This window comes from Microbacterium sp. GXF0217 (genome assembly GCF_054798195.1).
Map to the genome: position 1 here is coordinate 121,654 of NZ_JBSJZG010000003.1, position 21,248 is coordinate 142,901.

Consider the following 21,248-nt stretch of genomic DNA (forward strand, 5'->3'; position numbering starts at 1 on the left):
TGTGCAGAGCAGGTCAGCGCTGCGCGAGCCAGTCGGCGAACGTCTGCGAGGTGAGGTCGGCATCCGGCCCCGGAAGAGCGAGCCCAGCGCGCATGCCCTTCATCTGCGCGGTCGGCAGGCCCACCCGCGGCATCCATCCGCGGTGCCCGTTGGCGCGGGCGAACGCGACGATCATCTCATCCAGCGCCTCCTCGCGAGGGCCTGCGAGATCGCGAGCGCGCCCCCGAGCGGGGCCTGCGGCCAGTGCGACCAGTCGCTCGGCGACATCCCTGGCGGCGACCGGCTGGGTGCGTGCGCGCAGAGCGAGATGCAGCGGGCCGATCTTCGCGCGCTCATACATCTGGCCGGCGAACTCGTGGAACTGCGTCGCACGCAGGATCGTCCACGGCACGGCCGAGGTCTGGAAGATCTTCTCCTGGGCGAGCTTTCCGGCGTAGTAGTCGACCGGCATGCGGTCGATGCCGACGATCGACAGCAGCACGACGTGCCCGACACCCGCGTCGGCTGCTGCGGTGATGAGATTGCCCGTCGCCGCGGTGAAGAACTCGACGGCCTCCACGGCTTTCAGGGTCGTGATGTTCGCGGTGTCGATCACGGCGTCCGCGCCCTCGAGCGCGGCATCCAGTCCGCGTCCGGTCACGAGGTCGACGCCGGTGGAACGGCTCAGAACGACCGCTTCGTGGCCGGCGGCCCTGGCGGCGCCCACCGTGTGTTGTCCGACGACTCCGGTGCCCCCGGCTACGGCGATCCTCATGCGCCCATCATGCCAGCCTGTCGGCCTCAGTGCGGGGCGTGGTACTCCGCTTCGCCGCGCTTCCAGTAGCCCTTGACCACCGCGTGCGCCGTGTCGACGCCCCAGCGTTCGAGCAGCGCACGACCCGGCTTGACGATGGCCTGCTCGGCCGCGATGAATACGAACGGATGCTCGCCGACGGCATCCGATGCCTGCAGCGAATCGACGAACGCGATGAGGGCGGAGCCGGAGAGAGCGTCCGCGCGGTGCAGCCACTCGACGTCCACCGGAGCATCGATGGCGATCTCGTCCTCGGCGCCGCGGACCTCGATCACGATGCGCGCCGGCGCGTCGCCGATCTGTGCGGCGAAGCGCCGGATCGCAGGGATCGCCGTCTCGTCGCCCACGAGCAGCCAGCTGCCCGGCGTACCGGTCAGCACGGCGGAGCCCCGGGGGCCGCCGACGCCGATCCTGGCGCCGAGCGGTGCGCGCGCCGCCCACGGGGCCGCGACGCCCTGGTCGCCGTGCACCGCGAACTCGACCTCCAGCCAGCCGTCGCCCCAGAACAGGGGCGTGTACTCGCGGCTCGGCGCCGCGCGCAGTTCTTCGATCGTGTCGGGGATCTCGGCGGGGAAGAACAGGCGCATGTGGTCATCGGCGCCGGGGGAGTCGAAGCCCTCGAGATCGCTGCCTTCCAGCCGCACGCGCACGTAGTCCTGGGCCAGTTCCTCGCGTGCCGCGAGCGTCACGGTCCGGAAGCGCAGATCGTTCATCCGGCGTTCGATGGAGAAGGGCGATGTCGGCGAGGTCATGAAAGTTAGGTTAGCCTACCTCTGAGCAGGTGAGGCTTGCCTTACCTTTACTTGACCCGTCATCCATCATCTCAGGGAGAACCATGTCTTCGCGCCGGCCGCTCGCCGCAGCATCCTTCGTCCTCATCTCCACTCTCGCGCTCGCCGGATGCGCGAGTGCGGAATCCGCCCCCGCCGCCGAAGAGGACTCGGCCGAAGCGACCACGGTCACCTACTCGTGGGAGCGCAACACCGCGGGCGAGGACGAGGAGCCGGTGTACGTCACCGAGACCGTCGAGGTCCCGAAGGACCCGAAGAAGATCGTCGCGTTCGAGATGGCGACCGTGGACACGATCGGCGCGCTGGGCGGCGAGATCGCCGGAGCTCCTCTGGACTCCGTGCCCGAGTACCTGACCGACAGCCTCGCCGACGATGCGTTCAACGCGGGCACCCTGTTCGAGGCCGACCTGATCGAGATCGAGGCGCAGCAGCCCGACCTCATCATCATCGGCGGTCGCTCGTCCGGGCTCTACGACGACCTCAGCCAGATCGCGCCGACCATCGATCTCGGCATCAGCGGCAGCTACCTCGAGACTCTCGAGCGCAACGTCACGCTGCTCGGTGAGGTCCTGGGGGCCGAGGACGAGGCGTCCGACGCCCTGACGGAGCTCGAGTCCGGCATCGACGAAGCCAAGGAGGCGACCGCCGCGGCAGGCAACGGTCTCGCCGTCATGGTCTCCGGAGGCGAGCTCAACGCCATGTCGCCCTCCGGGGCCGACGCCGGCAGCGCGAATGTGCGCGGCGGCCTCATCTACGATGTCTTCGGCGTCGAGCCGGTCGTCGAGGACATCGCCTCGGCCACCCACGGCGAACCGGTCTCGTTCGAGTTCCTGCTCGAGGTCGACCCCGACACGCTCTGGGTCGTCGACCGCGACGTCGCAACCGGTGAGGCGGAGACGGGTGCCGCCGCTCAGGTGCTCGATAACGACATCGTCAAGCAGACCACCGCGTCGAAGGACGGCACGATCGTCTACCTCGACCCGGTGCCGTGGTACATCGTCTACGGCGGCATCGAGACGACGCAGCTGCTCATCGACGACGTGATGCAGATCGCGGAGTGACCACTCTCTCAGCACGGGCGTGACACTCACCGCTTCCCCGACGAGCACCCCCGCTCCGGCACGCCCACGGCGTCGCTGGGTGGGGGTGCTCATCGGCATCCTCTTCGTCCTGCTCACGTGCGCGAGCCTGTTCATCGGGGCCTCCGATGTGTCGCCCGCCGCGCTGTTCACCGGCGGGACGGACAGCACGGCCGCCTTCCTGCTGCTGGTCAGCCGGATTCCGCGCACGATCGCCGTGATCCTCGTCGGAGCCTCGCTCGGCATCGCCGGTCTCATCATGCAGATGATGGTCCGCAACCGGTTCGTGGAGCCGTCGACGACCGGCGTCAGCGAGTTCGCCACGTTCGGGATGCTGGTGACGACCGTGTTCTGGCCCGGACTCGCCGTGGTCGGCAAGATGGGCATCGCGGCCGCCTTCGGGCTCGCCGGCACCTGGGTGTTCCTGCGGATCGTGCGCGCGGTTCCGGTGCGCCAGCTCGTGCTCGTTCCGCTGGTCGGCATCATGCTCGGCGGGGTCGTCGGCGCCGTCACGACGTTCTTCGCGTATCGTCTCGATCTGCTGCAGTCGCTCGGGCAATGGGCGCAGGGGAGCTTCGCCACCGTGATGCAGGGGCGCTATGAGATGCTCTGGATCGCCGCAGCCATGGTCGTGGTCGCCTGGATCGCCGCCGACCGGTTCAGCGTGATCGGCCTCGGCGAGGAGTTCGCCACCAACCTGGGGCTGAACTATCGCCGCGTCGTCGCGATCGGGATGGTGATCATCGCACTGATCACGGCCGCGGTGCTCGTGACCGCCGGCATGATCCCGTTCCTCGGTCTCGTGGTGCCGAACATCGTCAGCCTCATCATCGGCGACAACGTGCGCCGCTCGATCCCGTGGGTCGCCGGCCTCGGCGCCGTCTTCGTCCTCGCGTGCGACCTCATCGCCCGCGTCATCAGGTTCCCGTACGAGATCCCTCTGTCGGTGATCGTCGGGATGGTCGGCGCCGTGCTGTTCCTCTGGCTGCTGCTGCGGAAGGGGAGCCGTGCTCACTGAGACTCCAGTACAGGCCACGGCGCAGGCGCTGCACAATCGCCCCTGGGGGCGGCTGAGCGCGCTCGGCCTCGCCGTGCTCGCCCTCGTCGCCGTCTATCTCTTCACCGATGTGCCTGGCTCCCTGGCATTCGCGTTGCGCATCCGCTCGCTCACCGTGCTCGCGATGCTCGTCGTCGCGGTGGCGGTCGGCGTCTCGACGGTCGTCTTCCACACCATCACGCAGAACCGCATCCTGACGCCGTCGATCATGGGCTTCGACGCGTTCTACGTGCTGATCGCGACCACGATCGTGTTCTTCTTCGGCTCGGCATCCTTCCTGCGCGCGAACGAGCTGCTGCTCTGGGTGGTGCAGGTCGTCGTCATGGTCGCGTTCAGCGTGTTCCTGTTCACCTGGATGTTCGGCGGCAAGCGTCGATCCATCCACCTCATGCTGCTCGTCGGCATCGTGCTCGGCACCTTCTTCCGCAGCTTCTCGGAGTGGATGCAGCGGATGCTGGATCCCCTCGACTTCCAGGTGCTCAGCGACGCGATGTTCGCCTCGCTCACACGCCCTGACCCGATGCTGCTGCTGTTCACCGGAGTGCTCATCACCGGATCCTGCATCGCGATCGTTCCGCTGGTGCGCAAACTCGACGTCCTGACCCTGGGGGAGCCAGCGGCGATCGGACTCGGGATCGATCATCGGCGTCTCGTCATGCTGCTGTTCACGCTGATCTCGGTGATGATCGCAGCATCCACCGCCCTGGTCGGGCCGATCCTGTTCTTCGGACTCATCGTCGCGAACCTCGCCTATTCGTGGGCGGGGACCTTCCGGCACGCCTGGACCCTCCCGACGGCGGCGCTCATCGGGATGCTGTGCCTGCTGGGCGGACAGGTCGTCCTCGAGCAGATCTTCGCCTTCGGCGGCAGCATCTCGATGATCATCGAGTTCGCCGGCGGGCTCTTCTTCCTCTTCCTCGTCCTCAGAAAGGGGGCGCGATGATCGCGCTCGAACACGTCACGAAACGCTACGGGAAGACCGTCGTGCTCGACGACGTCTCCGTCGAGTTCGGCGGCGAAGGCGTGACGGCGCTGATCGGGCCGAACGGGGCGGGCAAATCGACCCTCTTCGGATTGATCGGCCGGCTCATCTCCGCCGACGAGGGGCGGGTGAGCGTCGACGGCGCCGACGTCACCACGGCGTCATCGAGCGAACTGGCGAAGGTCCTCGCCGTGCTCCGGCAGGACAACCACATCGCCGCACGGCTGACCGTCCACGACCTCGTGGAGTTCGGGCGCTTCCCGCATTCGAAGGGCCGCTTCACGATCGATGACAGGGCGCACATCGATCGGGCGATCGCGTATCTCGATCTCGGTCCGTATCGCGACAGGTTCCTCGACGAGCTGTCCGGCGGCCAGCGGCAGCGGGCGTTCATCGCGATGGTGCTCGCGCAGGACACGCGCTACGTGCTGCTGGACGAGCCGCTCAACAACCTCGACCTGCGCCACGCCGCCGAGATCATGCAGCTCATCCGCCGGATGGCCGATGAGCTGGACAAGAGGGTGATCGTCGTGCTGCACGACATCAACGTCGCCGGTCACCACTCCGATCGGATCGTCGCCATGCGCGGCGGCCGGATCATCGCGGATGCCGCGCCGGACGACATCGTGCGCGCCGATGTGCTGCGCGAGATCTACGATCACCCGGTCGATGTGCGGATGATCGATGGACGTCCGGTCGCCCTGACGTTCTGACGGGTCGGCTCAGACCTCGATGCCGTGCGACTCGTCGTTGACGCCGGTGTTGTTGTCGCCCTTGCGCGATTCGACGAGCATGAGCCAGCCGATCGAGAGGATGGCCGCCAGCAGGATGCCGAGCCACACGTTCTGCAGGACCAGCCCGATCACCACTCCGAGCACGAGCAGCACGGTCGTGCCGCCGAGCCAGGTCCATCGCTGCTTCTTCGTCGCTGCCATGAGGACAGCCTAGAGGGGCGGGCCGTGCGCCGCAGGGTCAGTGGCTGCGATGGTCCTGGGGTGCGAGTCGCGGACCGCGGCGCGCTTCGCGCGGACCGCCGGCGAGGATCAGACGGATGACGCGCTGTCGGTGGCCGGCCCACGGGGCGAGCAGCTCGAGCATCCCGTCGTCGTCGACGCGCGACCCGGTCAGCGCATAGCCGACCTGATGGGCGAGGTGATAGTCGCCGACGCTCACGGCGTCGGGGTCGCCGAGCGCTCTGATGCGTGTCTCGGATGCCGTCCAGGCTCCGATTCCGGGGAGGCCGGTGAGAATGCGGTCGCGATCACCGCCGGTCGGTGCGGCCAGCACGGCGTCAGCGACGCGCTGCCCTCGTGCGGCCGCTGCGACGATGGTGCGGGACTGCGGCGGCTCGAGCCCTGCGCGATGCCACGACCAGGACGGGATCGCACGCCAGCCGTCGATCGTCGGCGGTGCGAACATCGGTCGAGGGGTGGGTCCGGGCGCACGCTCGCCGAAGCGGGCGACCAGGACGCGCCATGCCCCGAACGCCTGGAAGGACGTGACCTTCTGCTCGATGACGGCGCTCGCCAGGGCATCGAACACGAGATCGGTGCGGGTGAGGCGGGTTCCGACCGTGCGGCGGGCGATCTCGGCGAGCTCAGGATGCCGCGAAAGATCGAACCCGCTCGCGTCATCGTCGGCTCCGCACAGCGCGGGCAGCTGCTCGAGCGCCCACGACGCGCCGGCACCCCACGCGGCCGCGTGCACGTCACCGGCGACCGAGCGCAGCGCGAGCGTGGCCGCTCCTCGCGGAGTGCGGCTCGCGCGCCACAGGGTGGCGCCGTCGACGAGCATCGTCGGGTCCTTCGGCCCGCGCATCAGCATCCCGACCGTTCGTCGGAGATCCAGCGGATGACCTGGCCGGTAGACGGTCGTCAGCGGTGCGGTGCGGTGCACCTCGGCATCCGCTGTCGACGTCATGCGAACACCCTACGCCGCGGGTCTGACAACGACCCGGCAGCCGTGGGTCAGAAGCGGTCGGGCGACGGAGTGCCGTGACCGTACCGGATGACCACGTCGGCGTGACGGTCGAAGCGGTAGCCGACGCCGCGCACCGTGCGCACGATGTCCTCGTAGCGACCGAGCTTGGCGCGCAGACGACGCACGTGGACATCGATCGTGCGCTCGCCGGGGGTCTCGTCGTCCGGCGACTGCCAGAGGGCGCCGACGAGTTCGGTGCGCTCGATCGTGCGGCCTTCGCGGAGCACGAGGTACTGCAGGAGCTCGAACTCCTTGTACGTGAACGCGGCGGATTCGCCGTCGATCAGGACGCGCTTGCGGGAGATGTCGACGACGACGCCTTCTTCTTCTTCCGTCAGCTCTTCCTCTGCGGCCTTGGTGCGAGCGATCGCACCCGGCTCCTGCAGAGCGAGGCGGACGACGTCGAGGTCGCGGCCACCGGCACCGTGCGGGGCGAGTGCGACGGTGGCGTGGGTCTCGGCGCCGGGCGCGAGCTCGGCCAGAGTGCGACGCAGTGCGTCGACGAGCAGGGGCAGGCTGACGCCGGCCTCAGCGGCCTTGATCTCGTCGAGACCGACGTACAGGGCGAAGCCGCGAGGAGATCGGGTCGAGGGCAGATCGGCGACGGGGGCGTCGGCGGCGGGGACGGCAGCGACGGGACGCAGACGCGTGACGGGGGCGATGGGACGCTCGAGGGTGGCGATGTTCGACATGATGATGAAGTCCTTGGGAGGGTGAGCCGACGGGCTCGGATGCGTTGCGAGAATGACCTTCAGGGCCGGTGACGAGCACGCAGGTGGGTGCTCTGGGGCTCAGGCGTCGCAGATCGCGAAGGCCGAGCCGGGCGGGGTGGGCTGAGGTATCAGCTGCACATTCGGCAACACATGCCAACGCGGCCGGGCATCATCATCCCGGCAGTCCCGTTCGCCTCCTGGGCGGACAAAGGGCGTGCGTTGGTGGTCATGGGGGGATTATGTCGGATCGTGTCGTCCCGTGTCAAAACGGAACCTCTGCTCGACACCGGGCGTAACGTGGGGACGTGACCGATTCGACCCCTGCAGACGGCTTCGTCCTCACCGACGAGAAGGATGCATCGCGCTACACCCTGCTGCACCGCGGACAGCTGGTGAGCGTGCTCGACTACCGGGACGACGGCGCGACCGTCGCGCTGACGAGAGCCTTCACAGTGCCGACTTTCCGCGGTCAGGGCCATGCTGCACGCGTCGTCGCCGGCGCCGTGGACGATCTCGCGGCTCGCGGCGATCGGCGGATCGACGCCGTCTGCTGGTACGTCGCGGAATGGTTCGAAGCGCACCCCGAGCACCAGGGGCTCCTGCGGCGTCGCTGACCTATAGCAGATTTCGTCGCGTGTGACGCAATGTTACGCGGATCGCGTCGGCGCGCTCCGGATCAGGGGGCGTCGTGCGGCGTCCAGCGGCACGCCTCTCCGGCGATGTCCGAGGCCCTCCGTACCGTGTGAGTATGCGCATCCTGCACACCTCCGATTGGCACATCGGCCGCACGTTCCACGGGAACTCCACCCTGGACGCACTGGCCGAGGTGCTCGCGGCGCTGGTCGCTCAGGTGCGCGAGCACGAGGTCGACGTCGTCGTAGTCGCCGGCGACGTCTTCGACTCGGCCACACCAGCCGGCCCCGCCTACACTCTGCTCGGCGACACCCTCGTCGCCCTGCACAGCGCCGGGGCAGCCGTCGTCGTCACGAGCGGCAACCACGACTCCGCCGCACGGCTCGGTTTCCAGGCGCGCCTGCTGCGCGACGGCATCCACGTGATCACGGATCCGGCAGCGGTCGGGCAGCCCCTCACGATCGCGGATGCCGATGGTCCGGTGCACTTCTACGGCATCCCGTACCTCGAGCCGGCGATCGTCCGGCCGCACTGGCCGGACGCCGTGCTCCGCACCCAGTCGCAGACGATGGCCCACGCCATGGGGCTGGTGCGTGCGGGAATGGCGGCGCATCCGGGGCGCTCCATCGCGGTCGCTCACTGCTTCGCCGCCGGCGTCGATGCGACGGCTGGCCTTGAGCGCGAGGTCCGGCAGGGCGGACTCGACGTCGTCCCCCTCTCGGTGTTCGACGGACCGGACTACATCGCGCTCGGTCACATCCACGGGCGCCAGCAGCTGACCGATCGCGTCCGCTACGCCGGCGCACCGCTGCACTACAGCTTCGGCGAGCAGAGCAAGCCGCGCGGGTCATGGCTCGTCGATCTCGACGCGAACGGTCTCGCCGGCGTCGAATGGCTCGATCTCCCGGTGCCGCGTCGACTGGTGACGCTCACCGGCACGCTGGACGAGATCCTCTCCGCCGACAACGTCGCCGCCCACTCCGAGGACTGGGTGTGCGCGGTCTACACCGACACGCTTCCGCAGGCAGAGCCGATGCGCCGACTGAAGGAGCGGTTCCCGTTCTGCGCGATGGTCCAGCACGAGCCGGCCGCCACCGTCGAGCGACTCGAGCAGTCGTACGCGGCGCGTCTGCGGACGGCGGTCACCGACACCGATCGCATCGAGGCGTTCCTCGCGCACGTCCGCGAGGGACGAGGAGCGACCGAGCACGAGCGCGAGTTGATTCGTGACGTGCTCGACGAGCGGCTGGCAGCAGAGGCACTGGTCTAGTGCGGCTGCATCGCCTTGAGGTCGAGGGGTTCGGGCCGTTCCGGGAGCGTCAGACGGTTGACTTCGATGCCTTCGCCGCAGACGGCATCTTCCTCATCGCCGGCCGGACCGGCGCGGGCAAATCCAGCATCCTCGATGCGGTGTGCTTCGGCCTGTACGGGTCGGTACCGCGGTACGACGGCGGCGAGAAGCGTCTGCGCAGCGATCACTGCGAACCGGACGACCTGAGCGAGGTCGTCGTCGAGTTCAGCACGACCGCCGGGCGGTTCCGTGTCACGCGATCGCCGGAGTACCTGCGCCCGGCCAAGCGCGGCGGCGGCATGACCAAGCAGCCGTCGGCGGTCGCGCTGGAGGAATGGAGCGGAGAGGCGTGGATCGGACGCGCGGCGCGCGCCGTCGATGTGGCGCACGAACTGGACGCGATCCTGCAGCTCAGCCAGTCGCAGTTCCTGCAGGTGATCCTCCTCGCGCAGAACCGGTTCGCCCGTTTCCTGCTGGCGGACAGCAAGGAGCGGCAGACGCTGCTGCGCCGGTTGTTCGGCACCGAGCGCTTCGAAGACATCCAGTCCAGATTCGAGCAGAGGCGTCGGGCATCCGATGACCGGCTCGGCGCGCGACTCATTGCGGTCACGACGCGCCTCGAGGAGGCCGAATCCGTCGTCACGGATGCCGGATTGCAGGGGAACGCGCCCGACGATGCGGAGGATGCCCCGATCGACGTCGCCGCCGGCACGACGGACGAGCGGCTGGAGGCACTGCGGCGCGGTCTGGCGCGGGCCGAGTACCGGGCCGATCGTGCGCAGGCGGATCGCGATGAGGCCGAACGACGCTCCGCGTCAGCGGATGCCGCGCTCTCGACGCTTCGCGATGAGCAGGCGGCGCAGCGCGAGCGCGATCGGGCGCGCGCCGCGCTGAGTCGGCTCGACGCGGACGAGCCGCGGATCGCGGCAGCGCGCGTCGAGCTCACCCGTGCGCGCAGCGCGGAGACGCTCCGGCCGGCGATCGTCGCCGTCGCGAAGGCGGAGCGCGCTCTGCAGACCGCCATCGAGGCGGAGGCCGGCGCGCGCGAGGCCTGGGAATCGCTCGGGGTGTCACTGCCCGAAACGACGGCATCCGCACTCGAGGAGTGGGCGGCCGCGCGCACCGAGGAGCGCGGCGGCTGGCAGCACGCTGCGGCGCACGAAGCCAGGGCGACAGAGCGAGCGGCGGAGCTCGTGGGCGCGCGAGAGCGCGTCGACGCGGCATCCGCTCGCATCAGAGCCGACGAGGGCGAGCGCGCTTCGCTGCCAGCGCTGCGCACTGAGCTGACGGCCGCGAGGGACACCGCCCGTCGAGCCGCCGATCGGAGCGATGACCTCCTGCGCGAGCGCGATCGTGCAGCCGCGCGTCGAGCCGCTGCCGCGGAGAGCGAGCGGCTGACGGCAGCGACCGCGACCGGCGATGCCGGCTTCTCCGCCGCCAATGCCGTGCTCGCGCAGGCGCAGACACGCTTGTCGCAGCTCCTGCAGCGACGACTGGACGGCATGGCGGGCGAGCTCGCCGAGGCTCTCGTGCCAGGGCAGGCCTGCGCGGTGTGCGGGTCGAGCGCGCACCCCGCGCCCGCTGCGCACATTGATCCGGTCTCCGCTGATGATGTCGCCGCGGCGCAGCAGGAACGGGAGGCGGCCGCTCGTGCCGAGCGCGAGGCCGCCGACCGGCTCGCGGCCCTGCGTGCTGAGCTGGCTGCGGCGACGGCCCAGGCGGAAGGACGCACGCTCGCTCGGGCCGAGACGGAGCTGGCCGAGGCGACCGCCGCGCATGCGGCCGCCGAGACGGTGGGAGCGCTGCTGGCAGAGACTGAGGCGAGACTCGGTGAGCTCGAAGAGCGGGCCGAGCAACTCGAGCACGACCGAGCGGAGTCCGCACAGGCGCTGGCGTCGGCCAGGGAGGCGCTCGCGGCTCTCGAGGAGCGCGAACGCGATGCCGACGCACTCATCGTCGACGCACGCGGCGAGTTCGCCTCGGTCGCCGAGCGGATCGCCTCCGCCGCAGCGGGCATCGCGGCGGCCAGGAGCATGGCGGAGGCGCTCGCCGAAGTGGCGCGGCGCACCGACGTCGTCGCGGAGACGCGCGACGACCGCGACGCCGCGATCGAGCGCTCCGATTTCGACGATTCCGCCGCCGTGGAGACGGCGCTGCGGTCCGCCGCCGATCGCGATGAACGGGATGCCGAGATCACCGCGCACGCGGTCCAGCGCGAGACCGAGAAGGCGATCCTGCTGCCGCTCGAGATGCGCACGCTCCCCGAGGAACCGATCGATCTGGGTCCCGTCGAAGAGGCAGCTGCCGCCTCCCGCGCATTCTGGACGGCACAGGTCGACGAAGCCGCGCGCGCCGGCGGCATCGTCGAGCGTCTCACCGCCCTGATCGACAGCGCCACGAGCGAGCACGCCCGCAGCGCGGATCAGGCGGAGGAGCACGAGGTGCTGCAGGGCCTGGCCGACGCGATCGCCGGGCGCGCCAACAACACGCACCGGATGACACTCGAGACATTCGTGCTCGCCGCCGAGCTCGAGGAGATCGTGGATGCCGCGAACCGGCGCCTCGGCGACATGTCGACGGGCCGCTATCAGCTGCGCCATTCGGACGCGCTCGCCGCGCGCGGAGCAGCATCCGGTCTCGGGATCGTGGTGTTCGACGCCTTCACCGGCCAGTCCAGACCTGCGCAGTCGCTCTCCGGCGGTGAGACGTTCCTCTCGTCGCTCGCACTCGCACTCGGCCTCGCCGAGGTCGTGACGGCACGGGCGGGCGGGATCACGCTGGACACGCTGTTCATCGACGAGGGGTTCGGCTCACTCGATGCCGACACGCTCGACGTCGCGATGCGCACGCTCGACGAACTGCGCGCGGGCGGGCGCACGGTCGGGGTGATCAGTCACGTCGAAGCCATGCAGGAGCAGATCCCGGCGCAACTGCGCGTCGAGCAGACCGACGCCGGGCCCAGCCGCATCGTCGCTCCGGCGTGACCGACCGGCTCCGCGTCAGCTCGCGTACGACCAGGCGGACACCGCGCTCAGCGATGCGATCTCCTCGGCGCTCAGCTGGATGCGCGCGCTCGCGAGCAGATCCGCGACCTGCTCGACGCGGGAGGCGCTCGCGATCGGGGCCACGACCGTGGGCTGCGATCGCAGCCAGGCGAGCGCGACCGATGCGATCGATGCGCCGTGCGCGGTGCCGATGCGGTCGAGCTCGTCGATGATGCGCAGTCCGTGCGCGGTGGCGTACTTCGCCGCGCCGCCGGCTCGTGCGGACGCGACAGCCGACGCATCCTCCGACCGGTACTTGCCCGTGAGAAATCCGCTCGCCAGCGCGTAGTACGGCACCAGGCCGAGATCGAACTCCTCGGCGACAGGGAGGATGCTCTCCTCGACGTCGTTGCGATGCACGAGGTTGTAGTGCGGCTGGACGGCGACCGGCAGTGCCGTCCCGGTATCCTGCGCGATCGAGATCCAGGAGCGGATGCGGTCGGCGGAGTAGTTGGAGACGGCCGTGTGACGCACGAGACCGTCCGCGACGAGCCGGCCGAACGCCGCGACGGTCTCCTCGAGCGGAACCGACTCGTCATCGAAGTGCGCGTAGTAGAGGTCGATCGTGTCGACGCCGAGCCGCTTCAGCGATGCCTCGGCAGCGGCGCGCACGTTCTGGGCGGACAGCCCGCGGAACTCCGGGTGCGTGCTGACCTTCGTCGCGATGACGACGTCCTGCGGCTTGCGCGAGGCCAGCCACTGGCCGATGATCGTCTCGCTCTCGCCACCCGAGTTGCCCGGCGCCCACGCGCTGTATCCGTCGGCCGTGTCGATGAAGTCGCCGCCGCCTTCCGTGAAGGCGTCGAGGATCGCGAACGAGGCATCCGTGTCGGCGGTCCAGCCGAACACGTTGCCGCCGAGGGCGAGGGGGAACACATCGAGGTCGCTGCGGCCGATCAGGGTCATGGGGTCTCACTTTCGTCGTCTGCTGAGGACAAGTCGGCGGCACGGTGAGGTATTCCGCCTCGATGTCACCCGCCCGTAATGAGCGCACGCAATACTGGAGGCGGACAGAGTGGAGGATTCCGTGTCGCTTCAGCAGCAGATCGCCGAGGATCTCGGTGTGCAGCCCGACGTCGATCCGCACATGGAGATCGATCGTCGCGTGCAGTTCCTCGTGGACTACCTCGTGACCACCGGCGCGCACGGTTTCGTGCTGGGCATCTCGGGCGGGCAGGATTCGACGCTCGCCGGCCGGCTGGCTCAGCTCGCCGTCGAGAAGGCGCGAGTGCAGGGGGCCACAGCGTCGTTCATCGCGGTCCGGCTCCCGTACCGCGTTCAGCACGACGCGGACGACGCGGCGGCCGCACTGGAGTTCATCGCGGCTGACCGAGTGGTCGAGGTCAACATCCAGCACGGCGTCGACGGCGTCGAGAAGGACATCGAGCAGGCCGCCGGTGCCGACATCTCGGACTTCAACCGCGGCAACATCAAGGCCCGCATCCGTATGGTCTCGCAGTACGCACTGGCCGGCCACGACAGGATGCTGGTCATCGGAACCGATCACGCGGCCGAGGCCGTGACCGGGTTCTTCACGAAGTTCGGCGACGGCGCCGCCGACATCCTCCCGCTCTCCGGCCTCACCAAGCGCCAGGGGAAGGCGCTGCTGCGCGCGCTCGACGCCCCTGACCGGCTGTGGCTGAAGGTGCCCACGGCTGATCTGCTGGACGGGCAGCCCGGTCGGGCGGACGAGGACGAGCTCGGGATCACCTACGAGCAGATCGACGACTACCTGGAGGGGCGCGAGGTGGATGCCGAGGCGGCAGCGCGCATCGAGGGCAAGTACCTCGCCACCCAGCACAAGCGCCACCTTCCCGTGACGCCGACCGACACCTGGTGGCGCTGAGACGCACGCTGATCGACCGGGGCCGTGTCCGACCCCGGAACTAGTCTCGAAGCATGAGGATCGACACCGAGGCGCAGCGCGTCATCTGGAGCGCCAGCGACCTGAAACTCGCCGCTGAATGCGAGTTCGCGTGGTGTCGGGCGATCGACGCCAAGCTCGGTCGGGTCCCCGCTGTCGTCGAGCCGGAGGATGCCACGCTCAGGCGCGCCGCCGAACTCGGCGACGTGCACGAGCTGAACGTGCTGCAGGCGTATCGCGACCGCTTCGGCGCCGGCGTGCACGAGGTGTCGAAGGTGTCCTCGCGCGAGGCCGCGTCCCTCGCCGCCGTCGTCGCCGAGACGAACGACGCTCTGCGCTCCGACGCCCGCGTCGTGTTCCAGGCCGCCTTCTCGACGGATGAGTTCGTGGGCTTCGCGGATTTCCTGCTGCGCGATGACGACGGGCGCTGGCGTGTGCAGGACTCGAAGCTCGCCCGTTCGGCCCGCGTCACGGCGCTCATGCAGCTTGCGGCATACGTCGACCAGCTCGACGGCCTCGGCATTCCGCGGTCGGACGAGGTCGACCTCATCCTCGGCGACGGCACGCTCAGCACGCATGCCGTGGACGACCTGCTTCCGCTGTTCCGGGTCAGACGAGCGCGGCTGCGCGCCCTCATCGCCGACCGGCGCATCGTCGACGGCGCCGGGGGAGAACCGCTCGCGTGGGGTGATGACCGAGGAGATCTCCAGATCAGTGCGTGCGGACGGTGCGCCACGTGCGACGAGCAGGTGATCGCTCATCGCGACCTGCTGATGGTGGCCCGCATGCGGCCGGTGCAGCGGCAGAAGCTGCGCGCGGTCGGCATCCGCACGATCGACGAGCTCGCGGCCGCTGCCGATGCTCCGGCAGGCATGAACGCCGACACCTTCGCCGCGCTGCGGGCTCAGGCTCGTCTGCAGGCGGGCGTCCAGGCCGAGTCGGACGCCGCTCCGCCGTTCGAACTCGTCTCTGCTCATGCGATCGGGCTGATGCCCCGGCCGAGCCACGGCGACATCTTCTTCGACTTCGAGGGCGATCCCCTCTACACCGAGCCGACCGACGCCGACCGGGTCGGCAGCGCCGAATGGGGCATCGACTACCTGTTCGGCTGGATCGACAACGCCGAGCAGTACTCGGCGCTGTGGGCGCACACCTTCGCCGACGAGAAGCAGGCGCTGATCGATTTCCTCGACTTCGTGAAGGCTCGTCGCCAGGCCCACCCCGACATGCACATCTATCACTACGCGCCGTATGAGACGTCGCATCTCTCGGCGATGGCGGCCAGATACGGCGTGGGCGAGGCCGACGTCGACCGCCTGCTGCGCGACGGCGTGTTCGTCGACCTCTATCCGCTCGTGCTTCGATCGGTGCGCGTCGGTTCGCGCTCCTATTCGATCAAGAAGCTCGAGCCGCTCTACATGGGCGCCGAGGTGCGCACCAGCGATGTGCAGAAGGGCGATGACTCGATCGTCCAGTACGTGCAGGCGCGCGCGCTGCGGGAGTCCGGGCTCGATGCCGAGGCAGATGACATCCTGGCCGATCTCGCCGATTACAACCGCTACGACTGCGTGTCGACGCGCCGACTGCGTGATTGGCTGGTCGGTCTTGCGAAGAAGGCAGGGGTACGGCCAGCACCACCAGATGATGTCGAGGCGCGTGCATACGAGCCGTCGCCGCTGTCGCTCGCGCTGCTCGCCGACGGCGATTCGGCCGCGCGCGCCGGGCGAGACGGCGAGGTGCATCGTGTCGCCGCCGCGGCCATCGACTATTACCCGCGTGAGGCGAAGAGCTTCTGGCAGGGGCACTTCCAGCGGCTGCGCGAGCCCGTGTCGGTGTGGGAGCAGACCCGCGACGTGCTCCGCGTCGACATCCAACGGAGTCGCGAGGTCGAGGACTGGGCCGTCGGCGAAGGCAATCGCACGCTGACCAGGCTCGTCGAGCTGCGGGGCGAAGTAGCACCGGGCAGCACGCTCGGCGTCGGGGCGAACCCATACGCCCTCTACGAGACGCCTGCGCCGTTCGCGCTCGACACTCTGTCGCGTGTGATCCACATGCCCCACGAGGTCGAGATCGTCGAGGTCCTCGACGACGGCTACGTCGTCCGCGAGCGCGCGCTGCGGGGCGAGACCTGGCCCGATCTGCCGATCGCGCTGACTCCCGCGTCGCCGCCGAATGCGGCGTCGCAGCAGAAGGCGATCGAGGAGTGGGCGCAGTCGGTTCATCTCGCGGCGCCCGACTTCCCGCTCGACGCGGCGACCGACATCCTGCGCAAGGCGGTGCCGCGCACGGTCTCGGGGTCTGCGCTGCCCGTCGCTCCCGATGACACGATCGAGGCGATCGTGCGGGGCATCCTCGATCTGGACCGCAGCTACATCGCCGTGCAGGGCCCTCCTGGCACCGGTAAGACGTTCACCGGCTCAGAGGTGATCGCTCGTCTCGTGCGGGACCACGGATTCAGGGTCGGTGTCGTCGCGCAGTCGCACGCCATCGTCGAGACGCTGCTCGGTCGCGTGATCGAAGACGGCGTCCCGGCCGCTCAGGTCGCGAAGAAGCCGAAGGATGCCGAGGCCGAGCATCCGTTCACCGTGATCAACAAGGACGGCATGGCCGCCTTCATCGGCGAGCATCCTGAGGGATTCGTCGTCGGCGGCACCGCGTGGGACTTCAGCAATACGCGTCGGGTCGAGCGCGGCGGGCTCGACCTTCTCGTGATCGATGAGGCAGGGCAGTTCTCGCTCGCCTCCACGATCGCGGTGGCTGCGGGGGCGAAGAATCTGCTTCTGCTGGGCGATCCGCAGCAGCTTCCGCAGGTGAGCCAGGGCACGCATCCCGAACCGGTCGACACCTCGGCGCTGGGATGGGTCATGGCCGAGCAGCAGGTGCTGGACCCGGCGCATGGGTACTTCCTGGCGAACTCGTGGCGGATGCATCCGGCCGTCGCCGAGCCGGTGTCGCGTCTGGCGTATGCCGGCCGGCTCGCATCAGCGCCCGGTACGGAGGCCCGTCTCGTCGACGGCGTCGCGCCGGGCGTGCACGTGGTTCCGGTCCGTCACCGCGGCAACGCCACCCAGTCGCCCGAGGAGACGTCCGCGGTGCTGCGCATCGTGCAGGATCTGCTCGGGCGCGGCTATACCGACGGCATGGCCGATGCGGCGCCGCGCCCGCTCGAACAGACCGACATCATCGTCGTGGCCCCGTACAACGCGCAGAAGCAGCTGATCCACGAGGTCCTGACGGATGCCGGGTACGACCGCGTCCCAGTGGGCACAGTGGACAACTTCCAGGGCAAGGAGGCCGTCGTCTCGATCACATCGCTGGCGGCATCCAGCGGGAGGGACGCCCCGCGCGGCCCGGAGTTCCTGCTGCTGCAGAACCGGCTGAACGTCGCGATCTCACGGGCGAAGAGCGTCGCCTACCTCGTGCATTCGCCGGCGCTGCTCGACGATCTCCCGTGGACGGTCGAGGGCGTCGCGCGTCTCAGTGCGTTCGCCCGGCTCGTCGGCGCTCCATGAGCGGGCGAGTCCGGGACCAGCGCCGGCCGAGCTCGACGCCTGCGCGCCGGGCGATCAGACCGTGCCGTACAGCCGATCTCCGGCGTCGCCGAGACCGGGGACGATGTAGCCCTTCTCGTTGAGGCGCTCATCGAGCGCGCCCAGTACGAGCGTGACATCACGGTCCCCGACGAGCTTCTCGATCGCGGCGACGCCCTCGGGTGTGCCGAGCAGGCAGATCGCGGTGACATCCTTCGCGCCGCGGTCGAACAGGAACTGGATCGCGACGGCCAACGAGCCTCCGGTCGCGAGCATCGGGTCGATCGCGAAGCACTGACGGTCGCTGAGGTCGTCCGGCAGCCGTTCCGCGTACGTCGTCGGCTCGAACGTCTCCTCGTCGCGGACCATGCCGAGGAATCCGACCTCGGCCGTGGGGAGCAGCTTGACCATGCCCTCCAGCATCCCGAGTCCGGCGCGCAGGATCGGCACGACGATCGGCCGCGGCTCCGAGATCTTGACGCCCATCGTCGTCGCGACCGGGGTCGTGATCTCGATAGGCGAGACCCGGACGTTGCGCGTCGCCTCATAGGCGAGCAGCGTCACGAGCTCTTCGGTCAGCTGGCGGAAGACCGGCGACGGGGTGCGCGCGTCGCGCAGCACCGAGAGCTTGTGGGTGATGAGAGGGTGGTCGGCGACGTGAACACGCATGGATCAAGGGTAATGCCCGCGGGCGCCGGCAATAGGGTCGACGTATGACCGGATCCGACGAACAGGGGATGCTGCGCGCACTCGAGCTCGCTCGCCAGGCCGCGGCGACCGGTGACGTGCCCGTCGGGGCGGTCGTGCTCGATGCGTCAGGCCGCGTCGCAGCCGTTGGGCGGAACACCCGTGAGGAGACGCACGATCCCACCGGGCACGCGGAGATCGTCGCCCTCCGTGCCGCTGCGGCATCCCTCGGGTCGTGGAACCTGGAAGGCCACACCCTGGTCGTCACGCTCGAACCGTGCGTCATGTGCGCCGGCGCGATTCTGCAGGCCCGCGTCGGGCGAGTCGTGTTCGGCGCCTGGGACGAGAAAGCCGGGGCAGCGGGGTCCATGTACGACGTGCTGCGCGACCGGCGCCTGCCCTATCGTGCCGAGGTGATCGGCGGTCTCCACGAGCAGGCCGCGACCGTCCTGCTGCGCGACTTCTTCGAAGCCCGGCGCTGACGCGGCATCCGGATTCGGCATCCGCGCCCGCGCAGCACCGCATCCGCGCGTCGCAACGTCGGAGAAGTGTTCCGGGTCGGACCGAATTCCGGGAATGCGTCCGACGGAGGGGATTTCTCCGACGGACGGAACGCCGGATCAGTCCGCGGACTTGAGCACGAACACGTCGGTCGACGGCTCAGGATCGAGCGACGGACGGTAGATATCCGGCTCGACGTAGATCGCGCGGGCGATGGGAACGGCATCGCGGATCCGCTTCTCGATGTCGTCGATGTCGTCGGCGGCCTCGCGCACCGTCTTGTCGCCGGAGAGGGCGACCTTCGCCACCACGAGCAGCTCATCGGGGCCGAGGTAGAGCGTCTTCAGGTGGATGAGCTTCTCGACCTCGGCACCCGAGGTGATCGCGTCGACGATCCGGTCGTGGTCGCCGGCGTTCGCGCCCTCGCCGACGAGCAGACTCTTGGTCTCCACCCCGAGGACGATCGCGATCACGACGAGGAGCGTACCGATCATGAGCGTGCCCAGTGCGTCGAACAGCGGGTTGCCCGTGATCACGGTGAGGCCGACGCCCAGGAGGGCGAAGGTGAGACCGGTCAGTGCGCCGACGTCCTCGAGCAGGACGACAGGGAGCTCCGGCGCCTTGGCTCGTCGGACGAACGAGACCCAGGACTGCCCCTTCTCGCGCACGTGGTTGCTCTCGCGAACGGCGGTGCGCAGCGAGAACGACTCCAAACCGATCGAGACGAGAAGAACCACGATCGGCAGCCACCACCAGTTGGCGTCGAGCTCGTGCGGATGCGTGAGCTTGTCGATTCCCTCGTAGATCGCGAACACGCCACCGACGGAGAAGAGGATGATCGACACGACGAACGCGTAGACGTAGCGCTCGCGGCCGTACCCGAAGGGATGCTCGCGATCCGCGACCTTCTTCGACTTGCGCCCGCCGAGCATGAGCAGCAGCTGATTTCCGGAGTCGGCGACCGAGTGGATCGCCTCGGCGAGCATGGATGCCGATCCCGAAAGCGCCCAGGCGATGAACTTCGCCAGCGCGATGCCCATGTTCGCCAAGAACGCCGCGAGAATGGCCTTGCCGCCGCCGGATGCACTCATGGCACGATTCTAGAGCCGCGGTCCGGCCGACGTCACAGGCCCGCGGGGAGGTCCAGGACCCGTCTTAGGATGACGGTATGGCTGACTCCCTTCCTTCCCTGGCGTTCCTCGGTGCGGGTTCGATGGGCGGTGCGATCCTGCAGGGGGTCGTCGCCTCCGGCATCCCGGTCGCGGGCGGCATCGTCGCGACGAACCGCACGGCCGAGAAGGCCGCGGGTCTCGCAGATCTCGCCGGCGTCACGGCGATCGCACTGGAGGAGCGACCGGACGGGAACACGGATGCCGCGGCATTCGCACAGGTGATCCTCGTCGGCGTGAAGCCGGCGATGGTGCCCGACCTTCTCCGCGAGATCGCCCCAGCGCTGCGCCCTGACGCGATCGTGGTCAGCCTCGCCGCGGGGGTCACCCTCGCGACGTTCGCCGAGCATCTCGGCGACGGCGCTCGCGTGATCCGCTCGATGCCGAACACCCCCGCCACGGTCGGCAAGGCGGTCACCGGCCTCGCGGCAGGCGCCGCCGCCAGCGCGGATGATGTCGCAGTCGTCCGCCGCCTGTTCGAGCTGGTCGGCGCTGTGATCGAGGTCCCCGAGGACAAGATCGATGCGCTCTCCACGATCTCCGGCTCCGGGCCCGCCTACGTCTTCCTGCTGATCGAAGAGCTCACGAAGGCCGCCATCGGCAAGGGGTTCGGCGAAGCGGATGCCCGGCTCATGGCCGAGCAGACGTTCATCGGAGCCACGGCTCTGCTCGACGCCTCCGGTGAGAATCCGGCCGAGCTGCGCCGCCGAGTGACGAGCCCGGCCGGCACGACAGAGCGCGCCATCGCCGTTCTGCAGGATGCCCGCCTCGACACGGTCTTCGCCGAGGCGACGGATGCCGCGCTGGCACGCGCGCGCGAACTGGCCGCAGGGGCCTGACATGCAGCTGCGCTTCGCCGGGCCGGTCTGGTACTGGCGGGGCCCCGCGCCGTTCCATTTCGTCACGGTGCCCGATCTCGAGAGCGAGATGATCCACGACGTCGCCGGCATCGTCACGTACGGCTGGGGGATGATCCCGGTGCAGGTCACCGTGGGCGGGACAACGCTGTCGACGTCGCTCTGGCCGAAGGACGGCGGCTACATCGTGCCGATCAGGAAGGCGCTGCAGGTCGCCGAATCCATCACCATCGGCGAGGAGATCGAGATCACGCTCGACATCGACGCCTGAGGCGGT

At 69.3% G+C, this 21,248-nt stretch carries 20 protein-coding genes; 12 read left to right on the plus strand and 8 right to left on the minus strand.

The window, feature by feature from the left end:
* Positions 1-13: 13 nt before the first annotated feature.
* Together ACWAT3_RS06785 and ACWAT3_RS06790 are read right to left on the minus strand one after the other, a co-directional pair.
* The gene (locus ACWAT3_RS06785) at positions 14-754 is read right to left on the minus strand and encodes an SDR family oxidoreductase (RefSeq protein ID WP_460796956.1); all 741 of its coding nucleotides are present in this window, start codon (positions 752-754) and stop codon (positions 14-16) included.
* A gap of 26 nt (positions 755-780) precedes the next feature.
* Positions 781-1,545: a siderophore-interacting protein gene (locus ACWAT3_RS06790; protein ID WP_460796958.1), complete on the minus strand. Its 765-nt coding sequence runs from the start codon at positions 1,543-1,545 to the stop codon at positions 781-783.
* Between the two features lie 83 nt (positions 1,546-1,628).
* Here ACWAT3_RS06790 and ACWAT3_RS06795 point away from each other — a divergent pair, with 83 nt between their 5' ends.
* Genes ACWAT3_RS06795 through ACWAT3_RS06810 form a run of 4 tightly spaced genes read left to right on the plus strand, consistent with a single transcriptional unit; the run spans position 1,629 to position 5,415 of the window.
* Positions 1,629-2,645 (plus strand): siderophore ABC transporter substrate-binding protein, encoded by a 1,017-nt coding sequence (locus ACWAT3_RS06795; protein WP_460796959.1) that lies wholly within the window; start codon positions 1,629-1,631, stop codon positions 2,643-2,645.
* 19 nt (positions 2,646-2,664) lie between these two features.
* Positions 2,665-3,681, plus strand: coding sequence for an ABC transporter permease (locus ACWAT3_RS06800; protein WP_460796961.1), 1,017 nt, complete (start codon positions 2,665-2,667; stop codon positions 3,679-3,681).
* Positions 3,671-4,663: an iron chelate uptake ABC transporter family permease subunit gene (locus ACWAT3_RS06805; protein WP_460796962.1), complete on the plus strand. Its 993-nt coding sequence runs from the start codon at positions 3,671-3,673 to the stop codon at positions 4,661-4,663. Before ACWAT3_RS06800 ends, ACWAT3_RS06805 begins: the two co-directional genes overlap by 11 nt.
* Entirely contained in the window at positions 4,660-5,415 is a 756-nt protein-coding gene (locus tag ACWAT3_RS06810) for an iron ABC transporter ATP-binding protein (RefSeq protein ID WP_460796963.1), read from the plus strand. Before ACWAT3_RS06805 ends, ACWAT3_RS06810 begins: the two co-directional genes overlap by 4 nt.
* Positions 5,416-5,424: 9 nt before the next feature.
* Here the strand turns inward: ACWAT3_RS06810 and ACWAT3_RS06815 are convergent, their stop codons facing one another.
* Genes ACWAT3_RS06815 through ACWAT3_RS06825 form a run of 3 tightly spaced genes read right to left on the minus strand, consistent with a single transcriptional unit; the run spans position 5,425 to position 7,374 of the window.
* Positions 5,425-5,637, minus strand: a complete 213-nt coding sequence (locus tag ACWAT3_RS06815; protein ID WP_460796965.1) for a hypothetical protein — start codon at positions 5,635-5,637, stop codon at positions 5,425-5,427.
* 37 nt (positions 5,638-5,674) lie between these two features.
* Positions 5,675-6,622 carry a DNA-3-methyladenine glycosylase family protein gene (locus ACWAT3_RS06820; RefSeq protein ID WP_460796966.1) on the minus strand — a complete coding sequence of 316 codons (948 nt, stop codon included), beginning with the start codon at positions 6,620-6,622 and terminating at the stop codon, positions 5,675-5,677.
* Positions 6,623-6,669: 47 nt separating this feature from the next.
* Positions 6,670-7,374 carry a winged helix-turn-helix domain-containing protein gene (locus tag ACWAT3_RS06825; RefSeq protein WP_460796968.1) on the minus strand — a complete coding sequence of 235 codons (705 nt, stop codon included), beginning with the start codon at positions 7,372-7,374 and terminating at the stop codon, positions 6,670-6,672.
* Between the two features lie 326 nt (positions 7,375-7,700).
* Here ACWAT3_RS06825 and ACWAT3_RS06830 point away from each other — a divergent pair, with 326 nt between their 5' ends.
* The 3 genes from ACWAT3_RS06830 to ACWAT3_RS06840 all read left to right on the plus strand — a co-directional run bounded on the left by ACWAT3_RS06830 (position 7,701) and on the right by ACWAT3_RS06840 (position 12,303).
* Complete coding sequence (locus ACWAT3_RS06830; RefSeq protein ID WP_460796969.1) at positions 7,701-8,009, plus strand: GNAT family N-acetyltransferase; 309 nt, start codon at positions 7,701-7,703, stop codon at positions 8,007-8,009.
* A gap of 134 nt (positions 8,010-8,143) precedes the next feature.
* Positions 8,144-9,298, plus strand: coding sequence for an exonuclease SbcCD subunit D (locus ACWAT3_RS06835; protein ID WP_460796971.1), 1,155 nt, complete (start codon positions 8,144-8,146; stop codon positions 9,296-9,298).
* Entirely contained in the window at positions 9,298-12,303 is a 3,006-nt protein-coding gene (locus ACWAT3_RS06840; protein ID WP_460796973.1) for an AAA family ATPase, read from the plus strand. Before ACWAT3_RS06835 ends, ACWAT3_RS06840 begins: the two co-directional genes overlap by 1 nt.
* 15 nt (positions 12,304-12,318) lie before the next feature.
* On the opposite strand, the gene ACWAT3_RS06845 is transcribed toward ACWAT3_RS06840, so the two are convergent.
* Complete coding sequence (locus ACWAT3_RS06845; protein WP_460796975.1) at positions 12,319-13,269, minus strand: aldo/keto reductase; 951 nt, start codon at positions 13,267-13,269, stop codon at positions 12,319-12,321.
* Between the two features lie 121 nt (positions 13,270-13,390).
* On the opposite strand from ACWAT3_RS06845, the gene nadE reads away from it, so the two are divergent.
* Both nadE and ACWAT3_RS06855 read left to right on the plus strand, forming a co-directional pair.
* Positions 13,391-14,209 (plus strand): ammonia-dependent NAD(+) synthetase, encoded by an 819-nt coding sequence (gene nadE / locus ACWAT3_RS06850; RefSeq protein ID WP_460796976.1) that lies wholly within the window; start codon positions 13,391-13,393, stop codon positions 14,207-14,209.
* A gap of 53 nt (positions 14,210-14,262) precedes the next feature.
* Positions 14,263-17,739, plus strand: coding sequence for a TM0106 family RecB-like putative nuclease (locus ACWAT3_RS06855; RefSeq protein WP_460796978.1), 3,477 nt, complete (start codon positions 14,263-14,265; stop codon positions 17,737-17,739).
* A 54-nt stretch (positions 17,740-17,793) separates the two neighbouring features.
* Here the strand turns inward: ACWAT3_RS06855 and upp are convergent, their stop codons facing one another.
* The gene (upp, locus tag ACWAT3_RS06860; protein ID WP_429461499.1) at positions 17,794-18,426 is read right to left on the minus strand and encodes a uracil phosphoribosyltransferase; all 633 of its coding nucleotides are present in this window, start codon (positions 18,424-18,426) and stop codon (positions 17,794-17,796) included.
* A gap of 44 nt (positions 18,427-18,470) precedes the next feature.
* Between upp and ACWAT3_RS06865 the strand changes: the two genes are divergently transcribed.
* The gene (locus ACWAT3_RS06865; RefSeq protein ID WP_460796979.1) at positions 18,471-18,926 is read left to right on the plus strand and encodes a nucleoside deaminase; all 456 of its coding nucleotides are present in this window, start codon (positions 18,471-18,473) and stop codon (positions 18,924-18,926) included.
* 138 nt (positions 18,927-19,064) lie between these two features.
* Here ACWAT3_RS06865 and ACWAT3_RS06870 read toward each other — a convergent pair whose 3' ends face one another.
* Entirely contained in the window at positions 19,065-20,036 is a 972-nt protein-coding gene (locus tag ACWAT3_RS06870; protein ID WP_460796981.1) for a cation diffusion facilitator family transporter, read from the minus strand.
* A gap of 77 nt (positions 20,037-20,113) precedes the next feature.
* On the opposite strand from ACWAT3_RS06870, the gene proC reads away from it, so the two are divergent.
* Together proC and ACWAT3_RS06880 are read left to right on the plus strand one after the other, a co-directional pair.
* Positions 20,114-20,953 carry a pyrroline-5-carboxylate reductase gene (gene proC, locus ACWAT3_RS06875; RefSeq protein ID WP_460796983.1) on the plus strand — a complete coding sequence of 280 codons (840 nt, stop codon included), beginning with the start codon at positions 20,114-20,116 and terminating at the stop codon, positions 20,951-20,953.
* Between the two features lies 1 nt (position 20,954).
* Entirely contained in the window at positions 20,955-21,242 is a 288-nt protein-coding gene (locus tag ACWAT3_RS06880) for a DUF1905 domain-containing protein (RefSeq protein WP_460796985.1), read from the plus strand.
* The last annotated feature ends 6 nt before the right edge of the window (positions 21,243-21,248 follow it).

Bases quoted from the DNA above. Each gene is read 5' to 3' on its own strand.
- ACWAT3_RS06865 (WP_460796979.1), top strand. From the start codon at position 18,471: ATGACCGGATCCGACGAACAGGGGATGCTGCGCGCACTCGAGCTCGCT.
- ACWAT3_RS06790 (WP_460796958.1), bottom strand. From the start codon at position 1,545: ATGACCTCGCCGACATCGCCCTTCTCCATCGAACGCCGGATGAACGAT.
- upp (WP_429461499.1), bottom strand. From the start codon at position 18,426: ATGCGTGTTCACGTCGCCGACCACCCTCTCATCACCCACAAGCTCTCG.
- ACWAT3_RS06870 (WP_460796981.1), bottom strand. From the start codon at position 20,036: ATGAGTGCATCCGGCGGCGGCAAGGCCATTCTCGCGGCGTTCTTGGCG.
- proC (WP_460796983.1), top strand. From the start codon at position 20,114: ATGGCTGACTCCCTTCCTTCCCTGGCGTTCCTCGGTGCGGGTTCGATG.
- ACWAT3_RS06810 (WP_460796963.1), top strand. From the start codon at position 4,660: ATGATCGCGCTCGAACACGTCACGAAACGCTACGGGAAGACCGTCGTG.
- ACWAT3_RS06815 (WP_460796965.1), bottom strand. From the start codon at position 5,637: ATGGCAGCGACGAAGAAGCAGCGATGGACCTGGCTCGGCGGCACGACC.
- ACWAT3_RS06825 (WP_460796968.1), bottom strand. From the start codon at position 7,374: ATGTCGAACATCGCCACCCTCGAGCGTCCCATCGCCCCCGTCACGCGT.
- ACWAT3_RS06845 (WP_460796975.1), bottom strand. From the start codon at position 13,269: ATGACCCTGATCGGCCGCAGCGACCTCGATGTGTTCCCCCTCGCCCTC.
- ACWAT3_RS06855 (WP_460796978.1), top strand. From the start codon at position 14,263: ATGAGGATCGACACCGAGGCGCAGCGCGTCATCTGGAGCGCCAGCGAC.
- ACWAT3_RS06785 (WP_460796956.1), bottom strand. From the start codon at position 754: ATGAGGATCGCCGTAGCCGGGGGCACCGGAGTCGTCGGACAACACACG.
- ACWAT3_RS06835 (WP_460796971.1), top strand. From the start codon at position 8,144: ATGCGCATCCTGCACACCTCCGATTGGCACATCGGCCGCACGTTCCAC.
- ACWAT3_RS06820 (WP_460796966.1), bottom strand. From the start codon at position 6,622: ATGACGTCGACAGCGGATGCCGAGGTGCACCGCACCGCACCGCTGACG.
- ACWAT3_RS06880 (WP_460796985.1), top strand. From the start codon at position 20,955: ATGCAGCTGCGCTTCGCCGGGCCGGTCTGGTACTGGCGGGGCCCCGCG.
- ACWAT3_RS06795 (WP_460796959.1), top strand. From the start codon at position 1,629: ATGTCTTCGCGCCGGCCGCTCGCCGCAGCATCCTTCGTCCTCATCTCC.